This window comes from Fulvivirga sp. AWR4_260 (genome assembly GCF_056158185.1).
Genome location: NZ_JBSWSU010000015.1, coordinates 3,645,324 through 3,665,496, shown reverse-complemented (window position 1 = coordinate 3,665,496; position 20,173 = coordinate 3,645,324). Strand labels below are relative to the sequence as shown.

Here is a 20,173-nt window from a genome sequence, read left to right as displayed (position 1 = left end):
TAGGTGTTTGTAAATCAGTTGATTATGGTTTTTGATTAAACTAATACTTAAGTGAATGTGCGATTTTAGTGAATAAATAAACGCTACAACTTATGAAAAAAATTGTACTAACCGCTTTGGCTTTGTGCGGCATTATGTCGGCAAAAAGTCAGAGCCAAAACTGGCAGCTTATCTGGAGTGATGAGTTCAATGGGCAGTCGCTTGATTTGACCAAATGGTCTTTTGAAACAGGAACTGGAGTTAATGGTGATTGGGGTACTGGTCAGCTCGATAGAGCTACTGATAGGCCTGAAAATGTCTCCATAGAACAAGGTATACAGGGTGCTGATGGTGGTGCTTTACGAATCACCACGCGTAAAGAGCATTATATTGATAGAGAATATACTAGTGGTAGGATTAACTCCATGGGAAAAGCCAGCTGGGGGCCTAACCACAGAATAGTGGCCCGTGTATGGCCGCAAGATGTTCGTACTATGGGACAGGGATTTGCATTTTGGATGATGCCCGATGAAATTCCTGATGGAGCAGATCATATCAGTTGGCCGCAAGGAGGGGAGATTGACATTATGGAATATGTAGGTTCTATTCCGCGGCATAATTTAGGTTCAGTGCATTATGCCTGGGATTGGAATGGTAACGAATGGGCAGATTGGAATCATGGTCATCATGGAGGATACTACAGTTTTGAAGAACAGCAAGTGCCTGATAGCCCTGAATATTTAAGAGTAGATCTTGGTCAGGTGTATAACATCAACCAAGTAATTATAAATTGGGAAAATACAGGTAAAACATTCGCTATTGAAACATCTTTAAATGGCACTACATGGAACCCTGTTTATACCACCAATAATGGTGCTGGCGGAATGCAGACCATTGATTTTGGTAATACTAATGCTCGTTTTGTACGCATGAATGGTACGCAGAGATCAAATGATTGGGGGTATTCCATTTTTGAGTTTCAAGTGTTTGGTGATGGTACCGGAAATCTGGCTCTCAACAAATCGGTAACAGCCTCATCCAGTCAGGGAGATGATGTAGGCGCCAGCTTTGCTGTAGATGGCGACAACGGCAGTAGGTGGAGTAGCTCATTGAGAGATCCACAGTACCAGTGCTGCGACCAGTCACCTACCTCTGATCCTAATGTAGGAGCTAATAACTGGCATGAATACGGTATCAATTGGTATTCAGATAGAATGGAATTTTTTATCGATAACAATGTATATCATATCCATTATTTTAACGATGGAGCTGCTTTTGATTTAGATGGTGAAAATGAGTCTGCCGTAGTAGAGGTGAATGGAAGGAATGTGAAGAAGACAGAGTTTTCCAACCTTTACTCTGAGTGGCATCCTTTTGAGCATAAAATGTATGCTATTTTAAGTGCTGGTGTTGGGGGTGGTGGCCAAACTTATGGCGGGCCTATTGTAGATCAGGCACAATTTCCTACTGACGTTTATGTAGATTGGGTTCGTGTTTACTCTAATGGAGAAGAATTTAATGCGCCTCCCTCAGTTGGGTTTACAAGCCCCACTTCATTAGATACATATCCTGCCCCTGCTAATATTACCTTAACAGCACAGGCTTCTGATAGAGATGGTACGGTTACTTCAGTGTCTTTTTATGATGGAGATCAATTGATAGGAACTGATAATAGCGCACCTTTTAGCTTCAATTGGACTAATGTTAGTGCTGGTGTTCACACTATTAAAGCCGTAGCTACAGATAATGGCGGGGCTACCGGGTATACCACTTTAGATGTAGCAGTAAATGGCGCAGGAGCTAATCTTGCACTTAATAGACCGGGTACGGCATCTTCAGTAACGGGTAACTTCAGTGCCTCTCAGGCTTTTGATGGTGATGTAGAAACAAGGTGGGAAAGTGCTTATGCTGATCCACAGTGGATATATGTTGACTTAGGTAATACTTATGCTGTTGAGAGAGTGAAAATAATTTGGGAAACAGCTAAAGCATCTAATTACAGAATAGAAATTTCTAATGATAAGACTAACTGGACACTGCTTAAGAGTGTAACAGGAAACACAGACTTACAAAATGAATTTTCTGATTTAAGTGGTTCGGGTCGATATGTCCGAATGTATGGAAGCACGAGAACTACCAGCTACGGCTATTCTATTTTTAGTATGGAAGTATATGGCCAAGGTTCCGGTGACGGAGGAGGAGATGATTTTGAATGTGGAACGTCCAACCTTGCACTTGGTAAAACTTATGCGGCATCTTCAGCAGAAGGAGCATTTACAGCCGCTAGTGCTTTCGATGGCGATGGAGGAACACGATGGGGTAGTGGGTTTAATGATAACGAGTGGATAAGAGTTGATCTAGGCAGTAGCCATCATATTTGCCAAGTGACATTAGTGTGGGAAGCAGCTTATGGTTCTGCTTATGAGATTAGGCTGGGCAATAGTGCAGATGTAAACGCTGCTCAAGTAATAGCATCAGTAAATAATGGTGATGGTGGTACCGATAATGTAACCACTGATAGTGCGCCAGCAGGAAGGTACCTGTTTATGCAAGGAGTTAGTAGGGCTACGGGCTATGGTTACTCATTATGGGAAATGGAAGCGTATGGAGCTTTAGCTTCAGCATCCAGAATTTCTTCAGAGGTGCCTGCTAATCAAAGTCTTATGGTTTTTCCTAATCCAGTGCAGCAGATTTTAAATATTTCGGCTACTAATGCGTCAGAAGCTTATGAAATAGAAATAATGAATATAGTAGGAGAGATAATGAAAGTGCAAAAGATGAGTGAAGGGCAATCATCAATAGATGTTAGTGACCTGACCGCAGGTATTTACTTCTTAAGGTATAAAGGACAAGAGTCTAAGACTATTCGCTTTATTAAGCAATAGTTATAAGTTGAGTCGGAGGCCCGCTGCTCACCACAGCGGGCCTTAATTCAATAATACAACAATAAAAAGTCTGTTCATGAATGAAGTTAGTGAGCAGCAGTATGTGTGTGAACTTCAAAACCTAAATCCAATTAAAATGAAAATTGTTAACCTTTTAGGCTGTCTGGTAGCACTTTTTATGTACTATCAGTCTTCGGCACAGAATCTTGTGCTGAATAAGCAAGTGGAGGCCTCTACGGCAGAGGAACCATTTTTGCCAGCTAATGTTACCGATGGCTCGGTCGATACGCGCTGGGCGTCTAATTATGAGAGTCCTTCCTGGATTAAAATTGACATGGAAGAGTCTTATGATATTAGTGAAATAGTGCTGAATTGGGAAAGGGCCAGTGCTGAGTCTTATTACATTCTTATTTCTGATAGTAATACAGAGCCAAACCCCAATACTTGGACGGTATTATCTCATCAAACAGGTAAGGCTGATGAAGCAAGGATAGATCGTCTTACTGGTTTATCAGGAGCAGGAAGATACTTGGCCATGTATGGCGAAAACAAGTTACATCCTTGGGGATATTCCCTCTTCGAAATTGAAGCTTATGGTGTTGACCCTGCCGGCAATGCAGGTGTAGGCACTGTCAACCTTGCTTTATCTCAACCTACTTCTACTTCTTCAGTGCTTGAAGGGTCTATTAACGTGTCTGATTTTGTTGTAGATGGTACTGATTATACCCGCTGGGAAAGTGACTATCTAGATGATGTAAATATCACTATCGACTTAGGTGCGGAAAAAGACATTACACAAGTGGTGTTGAACTGGGAGACAGCCAGTGCTAAACATTATTTTGTTCAGGCATCTAATGATAGTATCAACTGGACTAACCTTTATGAATTTGATGAGGATGGGCTGCCAGAAGCTGCTCGCATTGATGAAATACCTGTAACTGCTAATACCCGTTTCATTAGAATGCAAGGGGTTGAGCGTAATACTCAGTGGGGGTATTCATTGTTTGAGTTTGAGGTTTATGGTATTGATGATGGTAATTCTGGTGGCGGAGGAGATGGTAATGGAGGAGAGGATACGCAAGCTCCTACTGACCCAAGTAATGTAGTAGCTCATGCAGCAGTGTATGCTGTTACCGTAAGTTGGTCAGCAGCTTCTGACAATGTAGGCGTAGAGAGTTATAGAATTTACGATGGTTCTGTATTAAAAGCCACAATTAATGGAAATAGTTATTCCATGACTATTAGTGGTTTAGAGCCTGGACAAGAATATACATATACCGTTAAAGCTGTAGATGCTGCAGGTAATGAGTCTACAGGTGTGCCTGTAACTTTTACAACTGATGAAAATGGAGGAGGCGGTGATGGTGCTATAGGTGTAGGAAATCTCGCCTTGTCATTACCTGTGTCTGTATCTTCTGTGGTAGAAGGTTCTGATAATAAAGGGGCTAATGCTGTAGATGGTAATGTTACATCTCGTTGGGAAAGTGCTTTTAATGACAATGAATCAATAACTGTTGACCTAGGTGCTGAATACCAAATAGGAAGAATTATCTTAAGATGGGAAACGGCAAGTGGAAAAGATTATCTTATTCAAACATCTAATGATAGTGTTAATTGGAGTACAATTTATCATTTTGATCAGGATGGGTTGACTGAAGAGCCTAGAGTAGATGATTTTCTCGTTTCTGGTTCTGGCAGATACGTAAGAATGCAAGGTGTTGAAAGAAACACACAATGGAGTTATTCATTATTCGAGTTTGAGGTTTATTCTCCAGGTAGTGGGCCAGATGATCTTCCTGATCCTAACCCAAATCCAAACCCGGACCCTGTGCCTCCAGGCCCATCTACATTTGCGGTTATTACCCCAACAGATGGAGCTATGATAACGAATACACGTTTCCCTACTTTAAGTTGGAATGCAAGCCCAGAGGCTGATCATTATGAAGTATGGGTAAATGTTACTAAAACTAACTACGATTGGTATAAGCTAGGTAACCTTTTAGACAGGTTTACAAAAATTGCAGAGGTAGATGGTCTTAGTTATACTTTAGAAGAGCCTCTTACTGACAGATGGACTTATAAATGGTATGTAGTAGCTGTTGGTGGTGAAGTTACTTATTCAGATTTAGGCCTTTTCAGTGTGTATCTGCCACAGGTAGAGCAGCAAAATGATGGAGTTAATATTGTTAATGGCTCTCGTGATATGAATAAGAATGGAACCATTGAACCTTATGAAGATTGGCATAATCCTATCGAAACTAGGGTAAGTGACCTGATGAGTAGAATGACAATAGAGGAGAAGGCGTATCAGATGTTCTATAATGCACAGAAATTCCCAAGATCAGGTTGGGCATTTGGTCCTGGTACTACTAGCGATATGTTCAGTAAGCAAATTGCAAGTGCTGAAACTCGTTTAGGTATTCCATTTGTGTCTGCCGGTGACTGTATCCACGGGTTTAGCACTACGTATCCTACGCAAAGTGCTATGGCAGCATCTCGTAACCTCGATTTAGTAAGGGCTTGTGGAGATGTACAAAGAGTAGAGCAGCATGCAGTTGGTTTCAGAGGTACTTTAGCTCCTTTGGCAGAGGTAGGAACCAAAGTTTTATACCCAAGAATTCAAGAAGGTTGTGGTGAAGATGCAGATTTTGCAGCGGCTATGGTTCGTGCTATGGTATGTGGCTTGCAAGGCGGACCTGAGCTTAACCCAAGTTCTGTATTGGTAACTACAAAACACTGGCCTGGAGAGGGTGCTGGTGGTGAGGCTGGTATAGTATACGATGGTGTATCTATTAAATATCACATGAAGCCTTGGTTTGCTAATGTAGAAGCTGGTGCAGGTAGTGTAATGCCTGGTTATGCAGGAAGTTCATTCTTAGATCCAGGAGGTCCTGGTGCTGGTGATAGTAAGCCTATTCTCGATTATTTAAGAGAGGTAGTGAAATTTGATGGTGTTATATGTACTGACTGGTTGCCGTATGGTGCATGGGTGAGAGCCGCTAAGGCAGGTTCTGATGTAATGGGTGGTGCTGATCCTGGTACTGAAGGCTTTAGTATGGATACCTTTATTGCAGAGGTAGGTGAAGAGAGAATCAATGAGGCTGTAGAGAGAATCCTTATTACTAAATTTAAATTAGGGGTGTTTGAAGATCCATATGGAGATCCTGTAAATGGCCCTGACACTTGGTTTACAGATGAGCATGTGGAGACAGTAACGCAAGCAGCTCGTGAGTCCATGACTTTATTAAAGAATGATGGTATTATGCCATTAGACTTACCTGCCGGTTCTAATTTATTAGTAACAGGAGCTAGAGCAAATGATGGAGAGGGACAGTCTATTTGGACTAGTTATTTTCATGATGAGTATGGCGCTAAAAACATGTGGGAGTCTATTCAGGCAAAAGCGCAAGCAAAAGGTATCAATGCTCAGCTGCATGAGTCAGCTAACCCTGATGCTGCAGTAGTAATAATAGGGGAGCCTACTTATACACACGGTACTGCTTGGGATAAAGACAAGCCATATATTCACGATGCATACTACGAAGTGTCTCAAAAGTATGAATATGATTCTACTACACTTGCTAATGTGCAGCAAATGGGTATACCATACATTGTGGTTGTAGTAATGCCTAGACCTTATGTGCTTACGGATGTAATTGATGATGCTAATGCAGTATTAATCGCCTACCGCTCTGGTGATGGTGGAGGTCCTGCACTTGCCGATATTTTATTTGGAGACTTTACTCCTAAAGGTAAATTGCCTTGGCAGCTACCTCGCTCTTTAAGTCAGGTAGGTACCGACAATCTTAATAACGCTAAAGAACGTTGGGATTTACCATTTGATTTAGGTGCTACTTCAGCTGAAATACAACAAATAAGAGCAAAAATAGCTACAGGAGAGCATATTGAGCCTATTTATGGTAATCCATTATTCCAATACGGATATGGACTTGATAACTATGGTGCGGCCTCTGTTGCTCGTGCTGTAGAGCGTATCGAAGCTATCGAAGAAGTTTCTAAGCAAGACGATAGATTAGAGTTGTATCCTAACCCTGCTACCTACAGGCTACAGGTAAAAGTGAATACTGATGATATTACTGGAGTTTATAAAGTGTACAATCTTTCTGGAGAGCTTATGTTCCGTGGAGAGAAAGAAGCTGCTTTATTCAGTATAGATATTAGCAATTTCAAAAAAGGATTTTACATACTTCATATGGAGCAGGCTGGACAATCGCCAGTGATAAAGAGCTTCATAAAAGAGTAAATAAAGATAGGGATAAGGAGACTAGCGTAATAGCTGGTTGAATGTTTGGGCCTCAAAAGGTAAGTAGCTTACCTGCGAGGCCCTTTTCATTTTGAAATGAAGCGCACTTGAAGTAATAAAACTAACTTAAGTGGTCTTCAGGTGAGATGTATAATGTTATTCAAATAAATCAACTTCCTGATCTTTAATTAACCTTACACTACAGCCATCTGATTTATTTTTTGGTACAATCATTAAGGTTCCTCCACCTCTAATAATTTGTGTTGCATAAGCCTTGCTACTGTCTTCTTCATCTTCCGTAATATTCCAGAAATAAGCAGAGTCATCTTTTTTATCCATTTCACTGTTCTTTATTTTCCTGCCAAAGGGTAAGGCGGAAAAACCATATTGATCTGTACCTCCTAACTCTTCTGAAGCTAATAAATGAGCTGTTTTATGTATTTCAGCGTCAACTGATATAATTAGATTAAGCCAATCGTCATGCTTCGGTATTCGCCAGCCTTTAGGGGCCAAGCCTCTTTCGTCAGTTACCGCATACCAATTGTACAATTTGCCTGAGGCATCATTTTCCTTGCTCCAGGTCCAAGCTGGAGTTTTGTTCTCATAAGCTTCGTTCCATTCTTCATCTGTATTAGCGAAAAATATTTTATCTCCATTTTGAAAATGTGTAGAGCTTAAATTAGTCCCCGACCAAGTTTGCGAGTTGATAACAACTTCCTTCGAGGTATTCACTGTAGAGAAGTTACAGCAAGGGAGAATTATTGTTGTTAATAATATGACTGTGTTTTTTATAAATTTCATTTTAATTATAATATATATTTATATATGAATGCAATTATGAAAAATATGAATTGTCAAGCCTAATAGGTGGCTGCGGATGTCATGTTTGTTTTAAGCTGGTTTCCTGTTTTTTTTATTATTTGAATAAATATAATTAGGTAATTTCCGATTAAAATTTGACCTTTGCTGCATTCTATAAACATTTGGTATAGATAGAAATAGTAAAAATACCCTGCCCGGTGGGTAGGCACATTAAAGGTTGGCTTAAGGTTTACTTCAATGTTGTTAATATATTTTTTCTGTTTTGAAGTAATTTGTAACCGCTAAAGAATTCGTATTAAAAGGCTAACATTCAATCCATCAGTTGATCCGGAACATTTCTCGAAGATACTAACTAATCGAGTGGCAGAATATTTTAAGAGTAACAATACTACCCGTTATGGTAGTAGCCAGTTGATCTTAAAATCAGTATTCATGCTGTCGATGTTTTTTGTTCCGCTTTCCATCATTATTTTCGTACCATTTACCAGCAAACTATTGTTATTTGGTTTGTTTGTATTAAGTGGTTTTGGGATGGCCGGTATTGGTATGGGCATTATGCACGATGCTATTCATGGTTCATTTTCAAAGAATAAAACACTCAATAGATTAATGGGGTATACGATTAATCTAATAGGTGCTAATGATAAAGTATGGAGGCTGCAGCATAACGTGTTGCACCACAGCTATACAAATATTGAAGATCATGATGACGACATCAATGCTCCTTTCTTTTTAAGGTTTTCGCCACATGCTAAAAAGAATAAGTTGCACCGCTACCAGCATTATTATGCATGGTTTTTTTATGGATTATCTACTATATCATGGATTACGGCTAAAGATTACGTTCGTTATTCTAGGTATTATAAAATGGGATTGGTAAAAGATAGAAAAATGTATGTCCGTGGACTAATAAAAATAATCTTATGGAAGATTTTATATTTTTCTTATTCCTTAGGATTGCCCATATTATTATCAGGCTTTTCGCCTATAACGATTATATTAGCGTATTTAACCATGCATTTTGTTACAGGTTTAACCATTACATTGGTTTTTCAAACAGCTCATGTAGTACCAAATGCAGCATTTCCTTTGCCTGATGAGCAAGGTAATATTGAGGCCGAAAGATTAATTCATCAGTTACAAACTACTTGTAATTTTGCACCGAGAAGTGCTTTTCTGTCATGGCTTATTGGCGGTTTAACGCACCAAATAGAACATCATTTATTTCCACATATATCTCACGTTCATTATCGTAAAATAGCTCCAATTGTGAGAAAAACAGCAGAAGAATTTCAATTGCCATATAATTCTAATGGATCTTTTGTTTCTGCAGTTATCAAGCATTTTCAAATGCTGCGCCAGTTGGGGAGAGTTGATACTCCTGCAATGGAGGTGGTATCACACTAAATTAGAGTAATATCTCACCTGAGTAGTGAAAAGTAGTATACAGAAATAGAATTGTAAGTAAGTAGATCGATATTCAGGTCATAGATGATGGAGATATATCAGAATGAGGAAATAATTTAAGAAAAGGAAAATTAATAAATTGAAAACTAAATAATTATGAGAGAAGGTACAGTAAAGTTTTTTAATGAAAGCAAAGGTTACGGCTTTATTACTGAAGACAATTCAAACGAAGATATATTTGTACACGTTTCAGGATTGATCGATGAGATCAGAGAGAATGATAGAGTGCAGTTTGAAACGGAAAGAGGTAAAAAAGGAGTTAATGCTATCAACGTAGAAGTGGTAGACTAATTTACCTAAAGACAAAAGGCACTTTATTGTTAGTAAAGTGTCTTTCCTATTTTTCTTCTATATTTATTCCCCTAATGGCTGTGCTCTATGGCCATATTCAAAGCACTAAAGAATCTCTTCTTTGTTATAAGTGCTAACCCACAATCATATAGTTAGTTGTTTCGTATTTATTTTAATAGTTGTATCGCAGCACATAATATTGCGTTTCAGTGCGTAATTTTATTGTAGTGAGCTCCTAGTTATAAAAATAATTGAAGCTTTTGGGTGATATAACTCAGCTAAAAGGAACATTAATTTAAAAGACAGTGAATATGACCGTTATTGAAGAAGTTAAAGCACCTACTCGTAGCGAGCTGATTGCTGGGTGGTATATTGATGTGTTTCCTATTGTAGCAAGCTATATCCAAAAAAATGGAGGAGGATTAGAGGAGGCGAAAGATGTATTTCAGGAAGCTATAGTGCTTTATTATGAGAAATTGGCATTTACTCCCTTTATTCCAGAAAAGTCGGACAAAGTTTATTTGTTGGGTATAGCTAAAAACCGCTGGCTCAAGCAAGTGGCTAAGCAAGCTAAACTTGAAAATTTAAGCCAAGTTGATCTGGCTGATGATGATGAACTTGAAGTGCAGCCCATAACCAATAAGATCTTGGCTTGCCTAAAACGAACAGGTGAAAAGTGTATGGAGTTACTTCAGGCGTTTTATTACGAAAAATTGAGTATGCAGCAAATGGCTCATAAGTTTGGTTACACCAGCGAAAGATCGGCCACAGTGCAGAAATACAAGTGCTTGGAAAAGGTCAGAAGTGAGGTTAAAAGTAAATCATTGAGCTATGAGGACTTCTTTAATTGAAATTGAGAAAATTGAAAATTTCTTGCTGTGCAAAGGGAAGCCAGAAGAAAGGCTGCTAACTGAAGCTAAGGCTTGTATTGACGAAGGTTTTAAAGAACAAGTGATGCTCCAATCGAAATCATATGAGTTGATAAAGCTTTACGGGCGTAAAAAGTTAATGCAGGAAATCGAAGTGGTAGAAAATGAAGTTTTCAAATCAAGTCATTATCGGTCTTTTCAAGAACGCATAAGATCAATTTTTAAATTTTAAAGCATGAATTTTCAGTCCAATTTAATTCCCATGGTCATAGACCAAAGCAGTAGGGGAGAGCGAGCCTATGATATTTTTAGCTTGCTGCTAAAAGAACGAATCATATTTCTAGGATCAGCCATTGATGATCAGGTGGCCAATTTGGTAGTTGCTCAATTACTTTATCTCAATAGCCAGAGTGCTACACGGCAAATCGATATGTATATTCAGTCACCAGGTGGCTCTGTGTATGCAGGTATGGCTATATACGATGCTATGCAGATGATATCAGCGCCAGTGTCTACCGTGGCAGTAGGTTTTTCAGGAAGCATGGGCACAGCATTATTGACTTCTGGTGCTAAAGGCAAGAGGTATGCTTTGGCGCAGGCCACCATACACCAGCATCCTACAAGTGGAGGAGCCAAAGGTTATACTGAAGATGTAAGGATAGCCACGCGTGAACAAGAGCGACTGCAAGCTCAATTATTTCAATTAATGGGAAAGCATAGTGGACACACTTGGCAGGAAATAGAAGAACTCTTTCGGAGAGATAAATTTATGAATGCACTAGAAGCAAAGGCCTATGGTTTTGTAGATGAAGTGCTGGGAGACACCTCAAATCTCATTAAAATGAACAATATAGATGCTGAAGTAAGCTTATATGGCGATTCAGTAAAGGGCTGATGGCGGGTGTTTTACTCTTGTTTTAAATTAAGGAGCTATCAGGCTTTTTGTCTGCCAGTTTGGTTAGTACTTGTTTTAATTGTTGTTCTACTTCTACTAACTCATCTGATTTTGTCTTTATAAGGTCAGTTATGGTAGTAATGCACTGCTTTTCATCTGCGCTTAGTTGTTGGTCATAGTCCATAAATAGAACGATTGAAGTTATCTTTGACCTTAATTCTAAAGAGTCTCTTTGAAGTTTATTAGTATAAGTTACTAGTTGGTTAAATGACTGGTTCATCATATGAAATAGTACTTTTTTGATTTAATTAAATGTAAGACTCTTTCAGTAGAATGTAAAGTGTGTGCTTAGTCTTTTCTTTCAATGACTTATAGCTGCTCTTAGGCACGTTTAGTCTCTTTAGGGCAGCTTTAAAGTCATGTATCATTTAGATAAATAGCCTTATTTATTTTAATTTTTGTTATCTAATTGCGCTTCCCTTGAGTTATGAGGTTAGTTATTTAGGAATTGTTGAATTTCAATAAGTAAGTCATCATATTTTTCTTCAATCACTAAGTGGCCACTTTCAGGTATGGTTTTTAACTTACTCCCAGAGATTAATTCATGTAATTCGTGTGCTTTTTCAATCGGAATCCATTCATCACTTTCTCCCCATAGTATCAGCGTAGGTATTTTAATGTGGTTATAAATTTTTTGAATCTCATCGGTGTACTTTGAATCAGCTTGGGCGATTTGTCTATAAAAGGCCGCTTTGCCTTTCTCGCCTCGCCAGGGCTCAATAATTCCTTCTATTGTATCATGATTAAGTTTGTTATAGGCTGCGGTTTTGATGTATGTTTCTACCACCGCTTCGTGTATGTAGTCGGGCATGCCAGCAAATGCACTTTCATGTTTGTTTACGTGCTTGAAAAACGGAGAACCCCAAGGGGAAATGGCCACAGGATCAATAACTATTAATTTTTGATATGATTTCTTATTAATTAAATGAGTTCTCAATACAGTAGTGCCTCCAAAGTCATGACCTATTGCTATAGGGTTTTCGAGTTGCCAATAGTCTATGAGCGAAGCTAAAACTTCATTTTGAATACCAAGGGACACATCTCCGGCAGACTTATCTGACTGGCCATACCCAAGTAAGTCATAATAGTATACTTTGTATTGAGTTGATAAACCATTAATCAAATGCCTTAGGTTAAATGATGACCATGGGGTTCCATGTACAATGATTAGGGGTGTTCCATCCCCTTTTGTGTCCCAGCTAATTTTTCTTCCTTTAAAGTCGAAGCTATTCTTAAGTATCCAGTTTTTCATTTGATTCAAATCATGTTGGTTTTTTCAAAAGCTCATAATGCTTTCCTCTTTGGGTGACTATTGTAGTCTAATGACAGAGCTTTAAAGTAGGAAAATTTTTGAGTTTTTTAAGGATGTTACCGGGTGTTCTGACACAAATTTTTACATGGCCTGTTAAATTAGGATATGAATAAATAACTATCTAATTTAAGTGATAAATCGATTTAATGATGTCTCCTGAAAACTTCTATTACTGTTGTTGACTATTTTTTCAGGAGTAGTGCTGCCTGCTTGGCAGTGATCTTTATCAATAATTACTTATCTATCATGAATAAAAAAATCCTTTTAATCATTGCCTGTATTATGAATGTAATACTCGCAGTACATGCGCAGGAGTACGACCCTGTAGCCAACCCTAAAGCCATAGTAACTTCTGGAAGTGCTCGCTTTACAGTGTTAACCCCCAGGTTAATAAGAATGGAATGGTCAGCTAAAAAGCAGTTTGTAGATAATGCCTCTTTAACGTTTGTTAACCGGAAAGTAGAGGTGCCAGAGTTCGCGCAAAAGCAAGAAAATGGAAAGTTGGTTATTACAACAGAATTTTTAGAGCTTACCTATGAAGAAGGCTCGGGAAAGTTTACAACCGAAAACCTAAAAGTAACTTATAAAAATGGAGATGCATCTATTTTGTGGCAGCCGGGTAAAAAAAATGAGGGCAACTTGCTGGGAACCACACGCACGTTAGACCAGGCCAATGGCGCACCTAGAGAAGGTTTAGAGCAAGGTATTATATCTAGAGATGGTTGGATGATGATTGATGACTCGGAAAGGCCTCTTTTTGATAATTCTGATTGGCAGTGGGTAATGGCTAGAAAAAATGATAAGGTTCAGGATTTTTATCTCTTCATGTATGGAGATGATTACAAGGCAGCATTAAAAGACTACACCGCTGTAGCGGGTAAGATTGCTATGCCGCCTCGTTTTGCATTTGGTGCGTGGTGGTCTCGATATAGAGAGTATACCGATGTGCAGTTTAGAGAGTTGGTCGATGAATTTGATACGCATGATGTGCCATTAGATGTGCTGGTGATAGATATTGATTGGCATATCAGGGTGTTGCCAGAGTTCTTTAAAAATGGCCAGCTGCAGCCAGATCAAGCTGGGCAACCTTATGGTTGGACGGGCTACACATGGGATACTCATTATTTTCCTGATCCTGATAAATTCTTGAAATGGACTGACGATCAAAATTTAAAAACATGTTTAAATCTACATCCGGCATCGGGTGTTCAGCCATATGAAAAGGAGTATCCGCAGATGGCCAAAGCTATGGGGATTAACCCAGCCACAAAAAAATACGTGCCTTTTGATATTACAGATAAAAAGTTTGCAAAAAGCTATATGGATATATTGCTGCACCCTATGGAGAAAAGCGGCATAGATTTTTGGTGGTTAGATTGGCAGCAGTGGGGTAGTACTAATATTCCTGGAGTGAACCCCACCTTTTATCTCAACTACGTTCATTATAGTGATATGGAGCGCCAAAATAAGGTGCGGCCACTTATTTTTCATCGCTGGGGAGGTTTGGGAAATCATAGATACCAGATTGGTTTTTCTGGTGATACATACAATACCTGGAAATCGTTGGCTTACCAACCCTACTTTACAGCCACAGCAGCCAATGTAGGCTTCGGGTATTGGAGCCATGATATTGGAGGGCATTTTGGCTATCCTAATTCAGCTGAGATGTATACCCGGTGGATTCAGTGGGGTATTTTTAGTCCAATATTTAGAACGCACTGCACCGCCAGCAGTTGGCTAGAACGTAGAATTTGGGCATATCCATTAGAATATTTTGAAGTTATGAGAAAGGCCTATTGGTTAAGGTATGCCATGGTACCTTATATCTATACAGAAGCTCATCATAGTTACGAAAGTGGAGTGTCAATAGTGCATCCATTGTATTACGAATACCCCGATAAGCAAGAAGCTTATGATTTTAAAGATCAATACATGTTTGGTCGTAATATGTTAGTATCGCCCATTACAAAACCTTTGGGTAAGGATAGTCTTTACACAATGCAGAAGGTTTGGTTGCCAGAAGGAGATTGGTTTGAAATGAGTACGGGTACTATGCTAGCCGGAGATAGATCACTTGAAATGCCTTTTACTATTGATGATACGCCTGTGTTTATAAAAGCAGGTTCTATTGTGCCTATGCAGCCAAAAACTGATAGGTTAGATAGTGCTGTGGTGAGTAGGCTAATTCTCAACTTCTACCCTGGAGATAAAGGGGAGTATACTCTATATGAAGATGAAGGAAACAATAATAATTATAAAAAAGGAGCTTTTGCACTTACTCCTATCAAATATCAGCGTGAAGAAACCAGTACCAGTGTTGTTATTGAGCCTGTAAAAGGCACTTTTTCAGGCATGTTAAGTTCGCGTGCTTATGAGCTAAGGTTTCCTAATACTTTTTTACCCAAAAAGGTGCTAGTTAATGGAAAAGCTTACAGTTATAATTCATCGCATAAAGAAGGTTCTTGGAGTTATTCAGGTGATAATTTGGAAACGAGGGTTTATCTTCCTTCATCTTCAGTTAGTAAATCTATAAAAGTAGAAATTGAATTTCCTGATGCAGATCAAAACCTGTTGTCAGGCATAAAAGGTCAGTTGAAGTATATTCAGAAGTTTGACAACTTTAGAGGTAAACATGAGTGGGATAGAGGCAGATACGATGCTTTAACAATAGCGACACTTGCTACATTCGGTAAGCGCCTTGAATATTTTCCTGAAAATATTGGCGAAGCTCAAATTCATGAATTTAATGATAACTGGAATAAGGCTGTGTTAACCCTTCAAGAGATTTCTAAAGAAGATGCTGATTATGGCCCTTACTATGAATTGCTGAAACTATTTGGGGAGGTTCCTGATAGTCCAAAAATACAACCGAAAGGACAGTCTAATATTTTTGAAGGCAAGGCTATGGTTGACATTGAAACTGTAAGTGACAATATCATTTATTTTTCTGTTGATGGAACCACGCCAACCAGAAAGTCAACACAATATGTTGCTCCTATCAAAATAGAACAACCCACGGTAGTTAAGGCTATTGCCTGTGAAGGTGCTGATGGGCCATGTAGTTCAGTAGCATCGGCCACATTTTATCATGAAAATACAGGTATGGAGTACGCTGTTTATGCTGGAACTTTTAACCAAGTGCCAGATTTTAATCAGCTAAATCCAGATAAAAAGGGAGTTACGCACGACCTGAAACTAGAGGATTTGACTGATACGCATAGAAATTATGCAGCACAGTTTACAGGTACCATAACTTTGCCTGAAAAAGGAAAATATACTTTTTATCTTTTGTCAGATGATGGCAGTAAGTTATTTATTGATGGAAATTTAATTATAGATAATGATGGTCCACATTCGCCAACAGAAAAACAGGCAACACTGAAACTGTCGAAGGGAGATCATGAGGTTAAAATAGGGTATTTTCAAGGGGCAGGAGGCCAGCAGCTGAGTCTCGAGTTGGAGTCTGGTTCACTATCAAGAAGAAATGTGCTTCCCTTATATATGAATACTAAGTAATTACCTATCAAAAGGGCTGAATCGCATGATTCAGCCCTTTTGTAGCTAACTTGTATTGGTTAACGAATCAATCAATTCATCAATGATAATAAGATGATATTCTAAGGTAATTGGGCTGTCATAAAGGAAGAATATCGTTTAGCGGATTTTGGTAAACATTATTGCCGGCCTACCGAACTCTTATAGTGAATATAATTTTGAATTTTTTTGATAATGTCACCCGGTTTTATGCTCTGTAATAAATGTGGAATATATGTATTTAGCCTGTGATGGCGGATGTATAAGATGCTTTATTAAAGATTAAAAATGGTAATAAAAGGAATTTGAGAATTGAGTTTTACTTGTATCGTATTCATATTAAGTGATTTATGAAAAAGTGAAATCGGTTTCTTATGGAAATTAGGTTTTTAATTTGTTCAAAATTTGTTAAAATAAGCTCCCAATTGAATAAAAATACTTTTGACCTACTACACTGTTAATAATTTTTTTAACTGGAAAAATGGCATTTATCGGGTTTTAATCTTACTACTGTTCTTTTGTAGCGTAAGACTTGCTAATGCTCAAACTGTTGCTCCTACTTTTAGAAACCTTTCTATTAAAGATGGTTTAGTGGGAGATAATGTCCTGTGTATAAATCAAGACTCTAAGGGCTTTATCTGGATCGGCACCTTTGCGGGCTTGCATAGATATGATGGATATGATTTTAAGGTATTTAATAGAAATGTGCCTCCACACCACCCATATAACCTTATTGCTGATAACACTATTTATTGTATTGAAGAAGATAGTCATAAAGACCTGTGGTTTGGCACTGAGCGTGGATTAAGCCATTATGATCCTGAATTAGATAGCTTCACCAATTATTATCCTAATAAAATTCACCCAGAATTAGGCCCAAGTCATGAAAATGTCAGGTGCATCTATGAGGATGAAGACGGATATATTTGGTTAGGTACTTATGGTGGCGGTATCAATTGTTTTGATCCGAAAACCAAGGAGTTTAGGCATTTTAGAAATGACAAAGGGGCTCCACTTCCTTGTGAAAAAATTAATGATTTTTATGTAGATAAAGATGGGAGATTTTGGATAGGCACAGAAGATTGTGGCTTGGTAAAGTTTGATAGAACCAACGAGACCTTTAAGGAGTTTATGCCGGATAATGAAGATCCGTATGCCATAACTGACGATGTAGTAAATGATATAATTGAAGATAAATATGGTAAACTCTGGGTGGCAACATGGGGTGGGGGAGTCTGTGAGTTTGATCCGTTTACAGAGCGGTTTCATGCTTACAAATACAGTAACAATAAAAAAGGGACGCTTAGAAATGGAATAGTAAGGTCGGTTTTAGAGGATAGCAATGGCAAAATTTGGGCTGCAACCTTTGGAGGTGGCTTAAGTTTATTTGATAGAGAAACCCATTCCTTCAGTACCTTTTTAACCAATAGCGAAAATCCATTGAGTATTTCGAATAATTTGCTGTGGGCGCTTTTCGAAGATAGCAATGGCCTGTTGTGGATAGGGACTTCTGGCGCAGGAGTGAATATTTTGAACCCTACCAGAGAAGGGTTTTCTCATTATGAAATTAATTCTGGAGCCAGGTCTTTGGTAAATAATCAAATTTCTAGTGTTTGCGAAATGGACAATGGCGAAGTGTGGCTGGGGACTGTTGAGGGGGGGATACAGATTTTGGATAGAGAAACGGGAAAAACCAAGCTTTTTGATCGTTTGAAAGAAGACCCACCAACTACTATTAGAAAAATATATCAAGACCGGCATAAGGATATATGGATTGGTACAGATGAAGGACTTTATTATTATAAGAGGAGCAATGGCAAGCTTATGTACTATAGGCACAAAGCTACCAATCCTTACAGTTTAGATGCTAAAGGGGTTTATGCTATAGCGGAAGATAGTCATGGTACCATTTGGGTGGGTACTTGGGAAACAGGGCTTAATAGGCTCGATAGCAATGAATACGCTAAAGAAAACCCTGAGGCGGCACAGTTTAAGCATTATCGGCATTCTATGTCTGATTCCTCTACTATCTCCTCTGATAAGATCTGGGATATTTATATTGATAAAAATGATGACCTGTGGATAGGGACAGAAAAATCACTGGATAAATATGATCCTGAAACGGAAGAGTTTTACCATTACGGAGCCATGAATGCCAGTAAAATAATCGCTGATCCGGCAGGTACTTTTTGGGTGGGTACGTATGGGCAAGGGATTATGAAATTTAACCCCAGAACCAATAAAATTAAATTTTACAACCAGCTGGCCAATGTGGATATTAACCTGGTGTTGGATATGGTTCCTGATAAGGATAATAATCTTTGGCTATGTTCTATCGATGGAATTACTAAGTTTAATTTGAAAACCGAAGAGTTTGTAAACATTGATTTAACCTATGAGCTGAAGAAAAATGAATATGCCATTAATGTCATTAATGTGCTGCATGATGGCAAGTTTTTGCTAGGGGGTGATTTTGGTGTAGATATTTTTGATCCTGAAAAGATAAAGCTGCAGGAGACCGTGCCTGAGGTGGTGTTTACCGATTTTCAGATTTTTAATAAAACAGTATCTATTCACTCATTAGCCGGTAAAGAGATGCTCGGAAAGGCAATATCATATACTGATCAGGTGAAGCTGACCTATGAAGCTAGTCTTTTTAGCATAGAATTTTCGGCTTTGTATTATAGTTCTCAAGATAGGCATCATTATGCTTATAAGCTTGATGGTTTTGATTCCGAATGGCATTATGCGCATGCTGATAGTAGAAAAGCGACCTATATGAACCTTGATCCGGGTGAATATACCTTTAGAGTGAAGGCTGCTACACGAGAAGGTAATTGGAGTAAGGATAAGCTCTTGAAAATAAATATCTCCCCACCTTTTTGGAACACCCTATTATTTAAAGTGGCTGTTGCGCTGCTGCTTCTCGGCAGTTTGGCTTATTTCTATAAAAGGCGCTTAAGTTCTGAAAGGAGTGAGGTGGTGCGCCAGTATAATGCAGATAAGCTGATGCAGGAGCAAGAAATTATTAAGCTCAAAAATGAAAAACTAGATGCAGAACTTGAGCATAAAAAGAAAGAGCTGGCATCGTCTACATTGCACAATATGCATAAAAGTGAAGAGCTTTCAAATGTGAGTGATAGTTTAAAGGCTGTGGAAAAGGAATTGAAAGGATCTCCTTACGAAAAGAAAATCAAGAAAATAATAGACCAGATAGATCAGAATATAGAGAATAATGATAACTGGGAATACTTCGAAAAGAACTTCAATTTACTGCACGAAGATTTTCTGAAGCGATTTATGGAAGCTTACCCTAGGCTTACCCACAAAGATTTGAAAATTTGCGCATTTATCAGAATGAACTTTGATAATAAAGAAATTGCGCGAATGTTAAATATTACCCCCGAAAGCTTAGGGGTAAGTAGAACTCGTATCAGAAAAAAAATAAACCTAGATAAGGGCACCTATTTGAATGATTTTGTAATGAGGTTTTAAATACAGCCCTAAATAATCCTGTAAGTACTTACTGTTAAAATCCTGTTATATTAGATTAGTGATATTGAAGGGGTGCGTGTGCGTACACTTTTTGAAATTTTTAAATTCTTTATTTTTTTAAAATTAGGGTGTAATTTGGTGTAACTTGGTGTAATTGAGGCTACTATTTTTGTTTTTGGGGTCTATTTTTGATGTATTAACTAATTGTTAAGTTAATTTTTTCTTTTAGGTCTTTATTTTTTGTTGTAGGTGTTTCGATATTTTACATGCATTTTATTCTTTGTAACTGATAAAAATCCA

General features: G+C 38.3%; 12 protein-coding genes. 9 read left to right on the top strand and 3 right to left on the bottom strand.

From position 1 onward, the window contains the following. Positions 1-92 precede the first annotated feature (92 nt). Positions 93-2,864, top strand: a complete 2,772-nt coding sequence (locus tag ACXACQ_RS21465; protein WP_474978056.1) for a discoidin domain-containing protein — start codon at positions 93-95, stop codon at positions 2,862-2,864. A 76-nt stretch (positions 2,865-2,940) separates the two neighbouring features. Then, positions 2,941-7,128 carry a galactose-binding domain-containing protein gene (locus ACXACQ_RS21460; RefSeq protein ID WP_474978055.1) on the top strand — a complete coding sequence of 1,396 codons (4,188 nt, stop codon included), beginning with the start codon at positions 2,941-2,943 and terminating at the stop codon, positions 7,126-7,128. A 156-nt stretch (positions 7,129-7,284) separates the two neighbouring features. On the opposite strand, the gene ACXACQ_RS21455 is transcribed toward ACXACQ_RS21460, so the two are convergent. Next, a complete protein-coding gene (locus ACXACQ_RS21455; RefSeq protein WP_474978054.1) occupies positions 7,285-7,860 on the bottom strand; it encodes an FISUMP domain-containing protein in 576 nt (191 codons plus the stop codon). A 450-nt stretch (positions 7,861-8,310) separates the two neighbouring features. Between ACXACQ_RS21455 and ACXACQ_RS21450 the strand changes: the two genes are divergently transcribed. The 5 genes from ACXACQ_RS21450 (at position 8,311) to ACXACQ_RS21430 (ending at position 11,472) form a co-directional block, all read left to right on the top strand. Then, positions 8,311-9,357 (top strand): fatty acid desaturase family protein, encoded by a 1,047-nt coding sequence (locus ACXACQ_RS21450; RefSeq protein ID WP_474978053.1) that lies wholly within the window; start codon positions 8,311-8,313, stop codon positions 9,355-9,357. A gap of 156 nt (positions 9,358-9,513) precedes the next feature. Beyond that, the gene (locus ACXACQ_RS21445) at positions 9,514-9,708 is read left to right on the top strand and encodes a cold-shock protein (RefSeq protein WP_474978052.1); all 195 of its coding nucleotides are present in this window, start codon (positions 9,514-9,516) and stop codon (positions 9,706-9,708) included. A gap of 311 nt (positions 9,709-10,019) precedes the next feature. Beyond that, positions 10,020-10,559 carry an RNA polymerase sigma factor gene (locus ACXACQ_RS21440; protein WP_474978051.1) on the top strand — a complete coding sequence of 180 codons (540 nt, stop codon included), beginning with the start codon at positions 10,020-10,022 and terminating at the stop codon, positions 10,557-10,559. After that, a complete protein-coding gene (locus ACXACQ_RS21435) occupies positions 10,540-10,809 on the top strand; it encodes a hypothetical protein (protein WP_474978050.1) in 270 nt (89 codons plus the stop codon). The genes ACXACQ_RS21440 and ACXACQ_RS21435 overlap by 20 nt, the downstream gene beginning before the upstream one ends. Positions 10,810-10,812: 3 nt before the next feature. Continuing rightward, entirely contained in the window at positions 10,813-11,472 is a 660-nt protein-coding gene (locus ACXACQ_RS21430; protein ID WP_474978048.1) for a ClpP family protease, read from the top strand. A 22-nt stretch (positions 11,473-11,494) separates the two neighbouring features. Here the strand turns inward: ACXACQ_RS21430 and ACXACQ_RS21425 are convergent, their stop codons facing one another. Beyond that, a complete protein-coding gene (locus ACXACQ_RS21425; RefSeq protein WP_474978047.1) occupies positions 11,495-11,755 on the bottom strand; it encodes a hypothetical protein in 261 nt (86 codons plus the stop codon). A gap of 210 nt (positions 11,756-11,965) precedes the next feature. After that, positions 11,966-12,784: an alpha/beta fold hydrolase gene (locus tag ACXACQ_RS21420; protein ID WP_474978046.1), complete on the bottom strand. Its 819-nt coding sequence runs from the start codon at positions 12,782-12,784 to the stop codon at positions 11,966-11,968. Between the two features lie 342 nt (positions 12,785-13,126). Between ACXACQ_RS21420 and ACXACQ_RS21415 the strand changes: the two genes are divergently transcribed. Continuing rightward, positions 13,127-16,360, top strand: coding sequence for a TIM-barrel domain-containing protein (locus ACXACQ_RS21415; protein WP_474978045.1), 3,234 nt, complete (start codon positions 13,127-13,129; stop codon positions 16,358-16,360). Between the two features lie 459 nt (positions 16,361-16,819). Next, positions 16,820-19,873, top strand: a complete 3,054-nt coding sequence (locus tag ACXACQ_RS21410) for a two-component regulator propeller domain-containing protein (protein ID WP_474978044.1) — start codon at positions 16,820-16,822, stop codon at positions 19,871-19,873. Positions 19,874-20,173: the final 300 nt, after the last annotated feature.

Coding starts and splice junctions, on each gene's coding strand:
- ACXACQ_RS21425 (WP_474978047.1), bottom strand. CDS start 11,755: ATGATGAACCAGTCATTTAACCAACTAGTAACTTATACTAATAAACTT.
- ACXACQ_RS21460 (WP_474978055.1), top strand. CDS start 2,941: ATGAATGAAGTTAGTGAGCAGCAGTATGTGTGTGAACTTCAAAACCTA.
- ACXACQ_RS21465 (WP_474978056.1), top strand. CDS start 93: ATGAAAAAAATTGTACTAACCGCTTTGGCTTTGTGCGGCATTATGTCG.
- ACXACQ_RS21415 (WP_474978045.1), top strand. CDS start 13,127: ATGAATGTAATACTCGCAGTACATGCGCAGGAGTACGACCCTGTAGCC.
- ACXACQ_RS21430 (WP_474978048.1), top strand. CDS start 10,813: ATGAATTTTCAGTCCAATTTAATTCCCATGGTCATAGACCAAAGCAGT.
- ACXACQ_RS21440 (WP_474978051.1), top strand. CDS start 10,020: ATGACCGTTATTGAAGAAGTTAAAGCACCTACTCGTAGCGAGCTGATT.
- ACXACQ_RS21420 (WP_474978046.1), bottom strand. CDS start 12,784: ATGAAAAACTGGATACTTAAGAATAGCTTCGACTTTAAAGGAAGAAAA.
- ACXACQ_RS21445 (WP_474978052.1), top strand. CDS start 9,514: ATGAGAGAAGGTACAGTAAAGTTTTTTAATGAAAGCAAAGGTTACGGC.
- ACXACQ_RS21435 (WP_474978050.1), top strand. CDS start 10,540: ATGAGGACTTCTTTAATTGAAATTGAGAAAATTGAAAATTTCTTGCTG.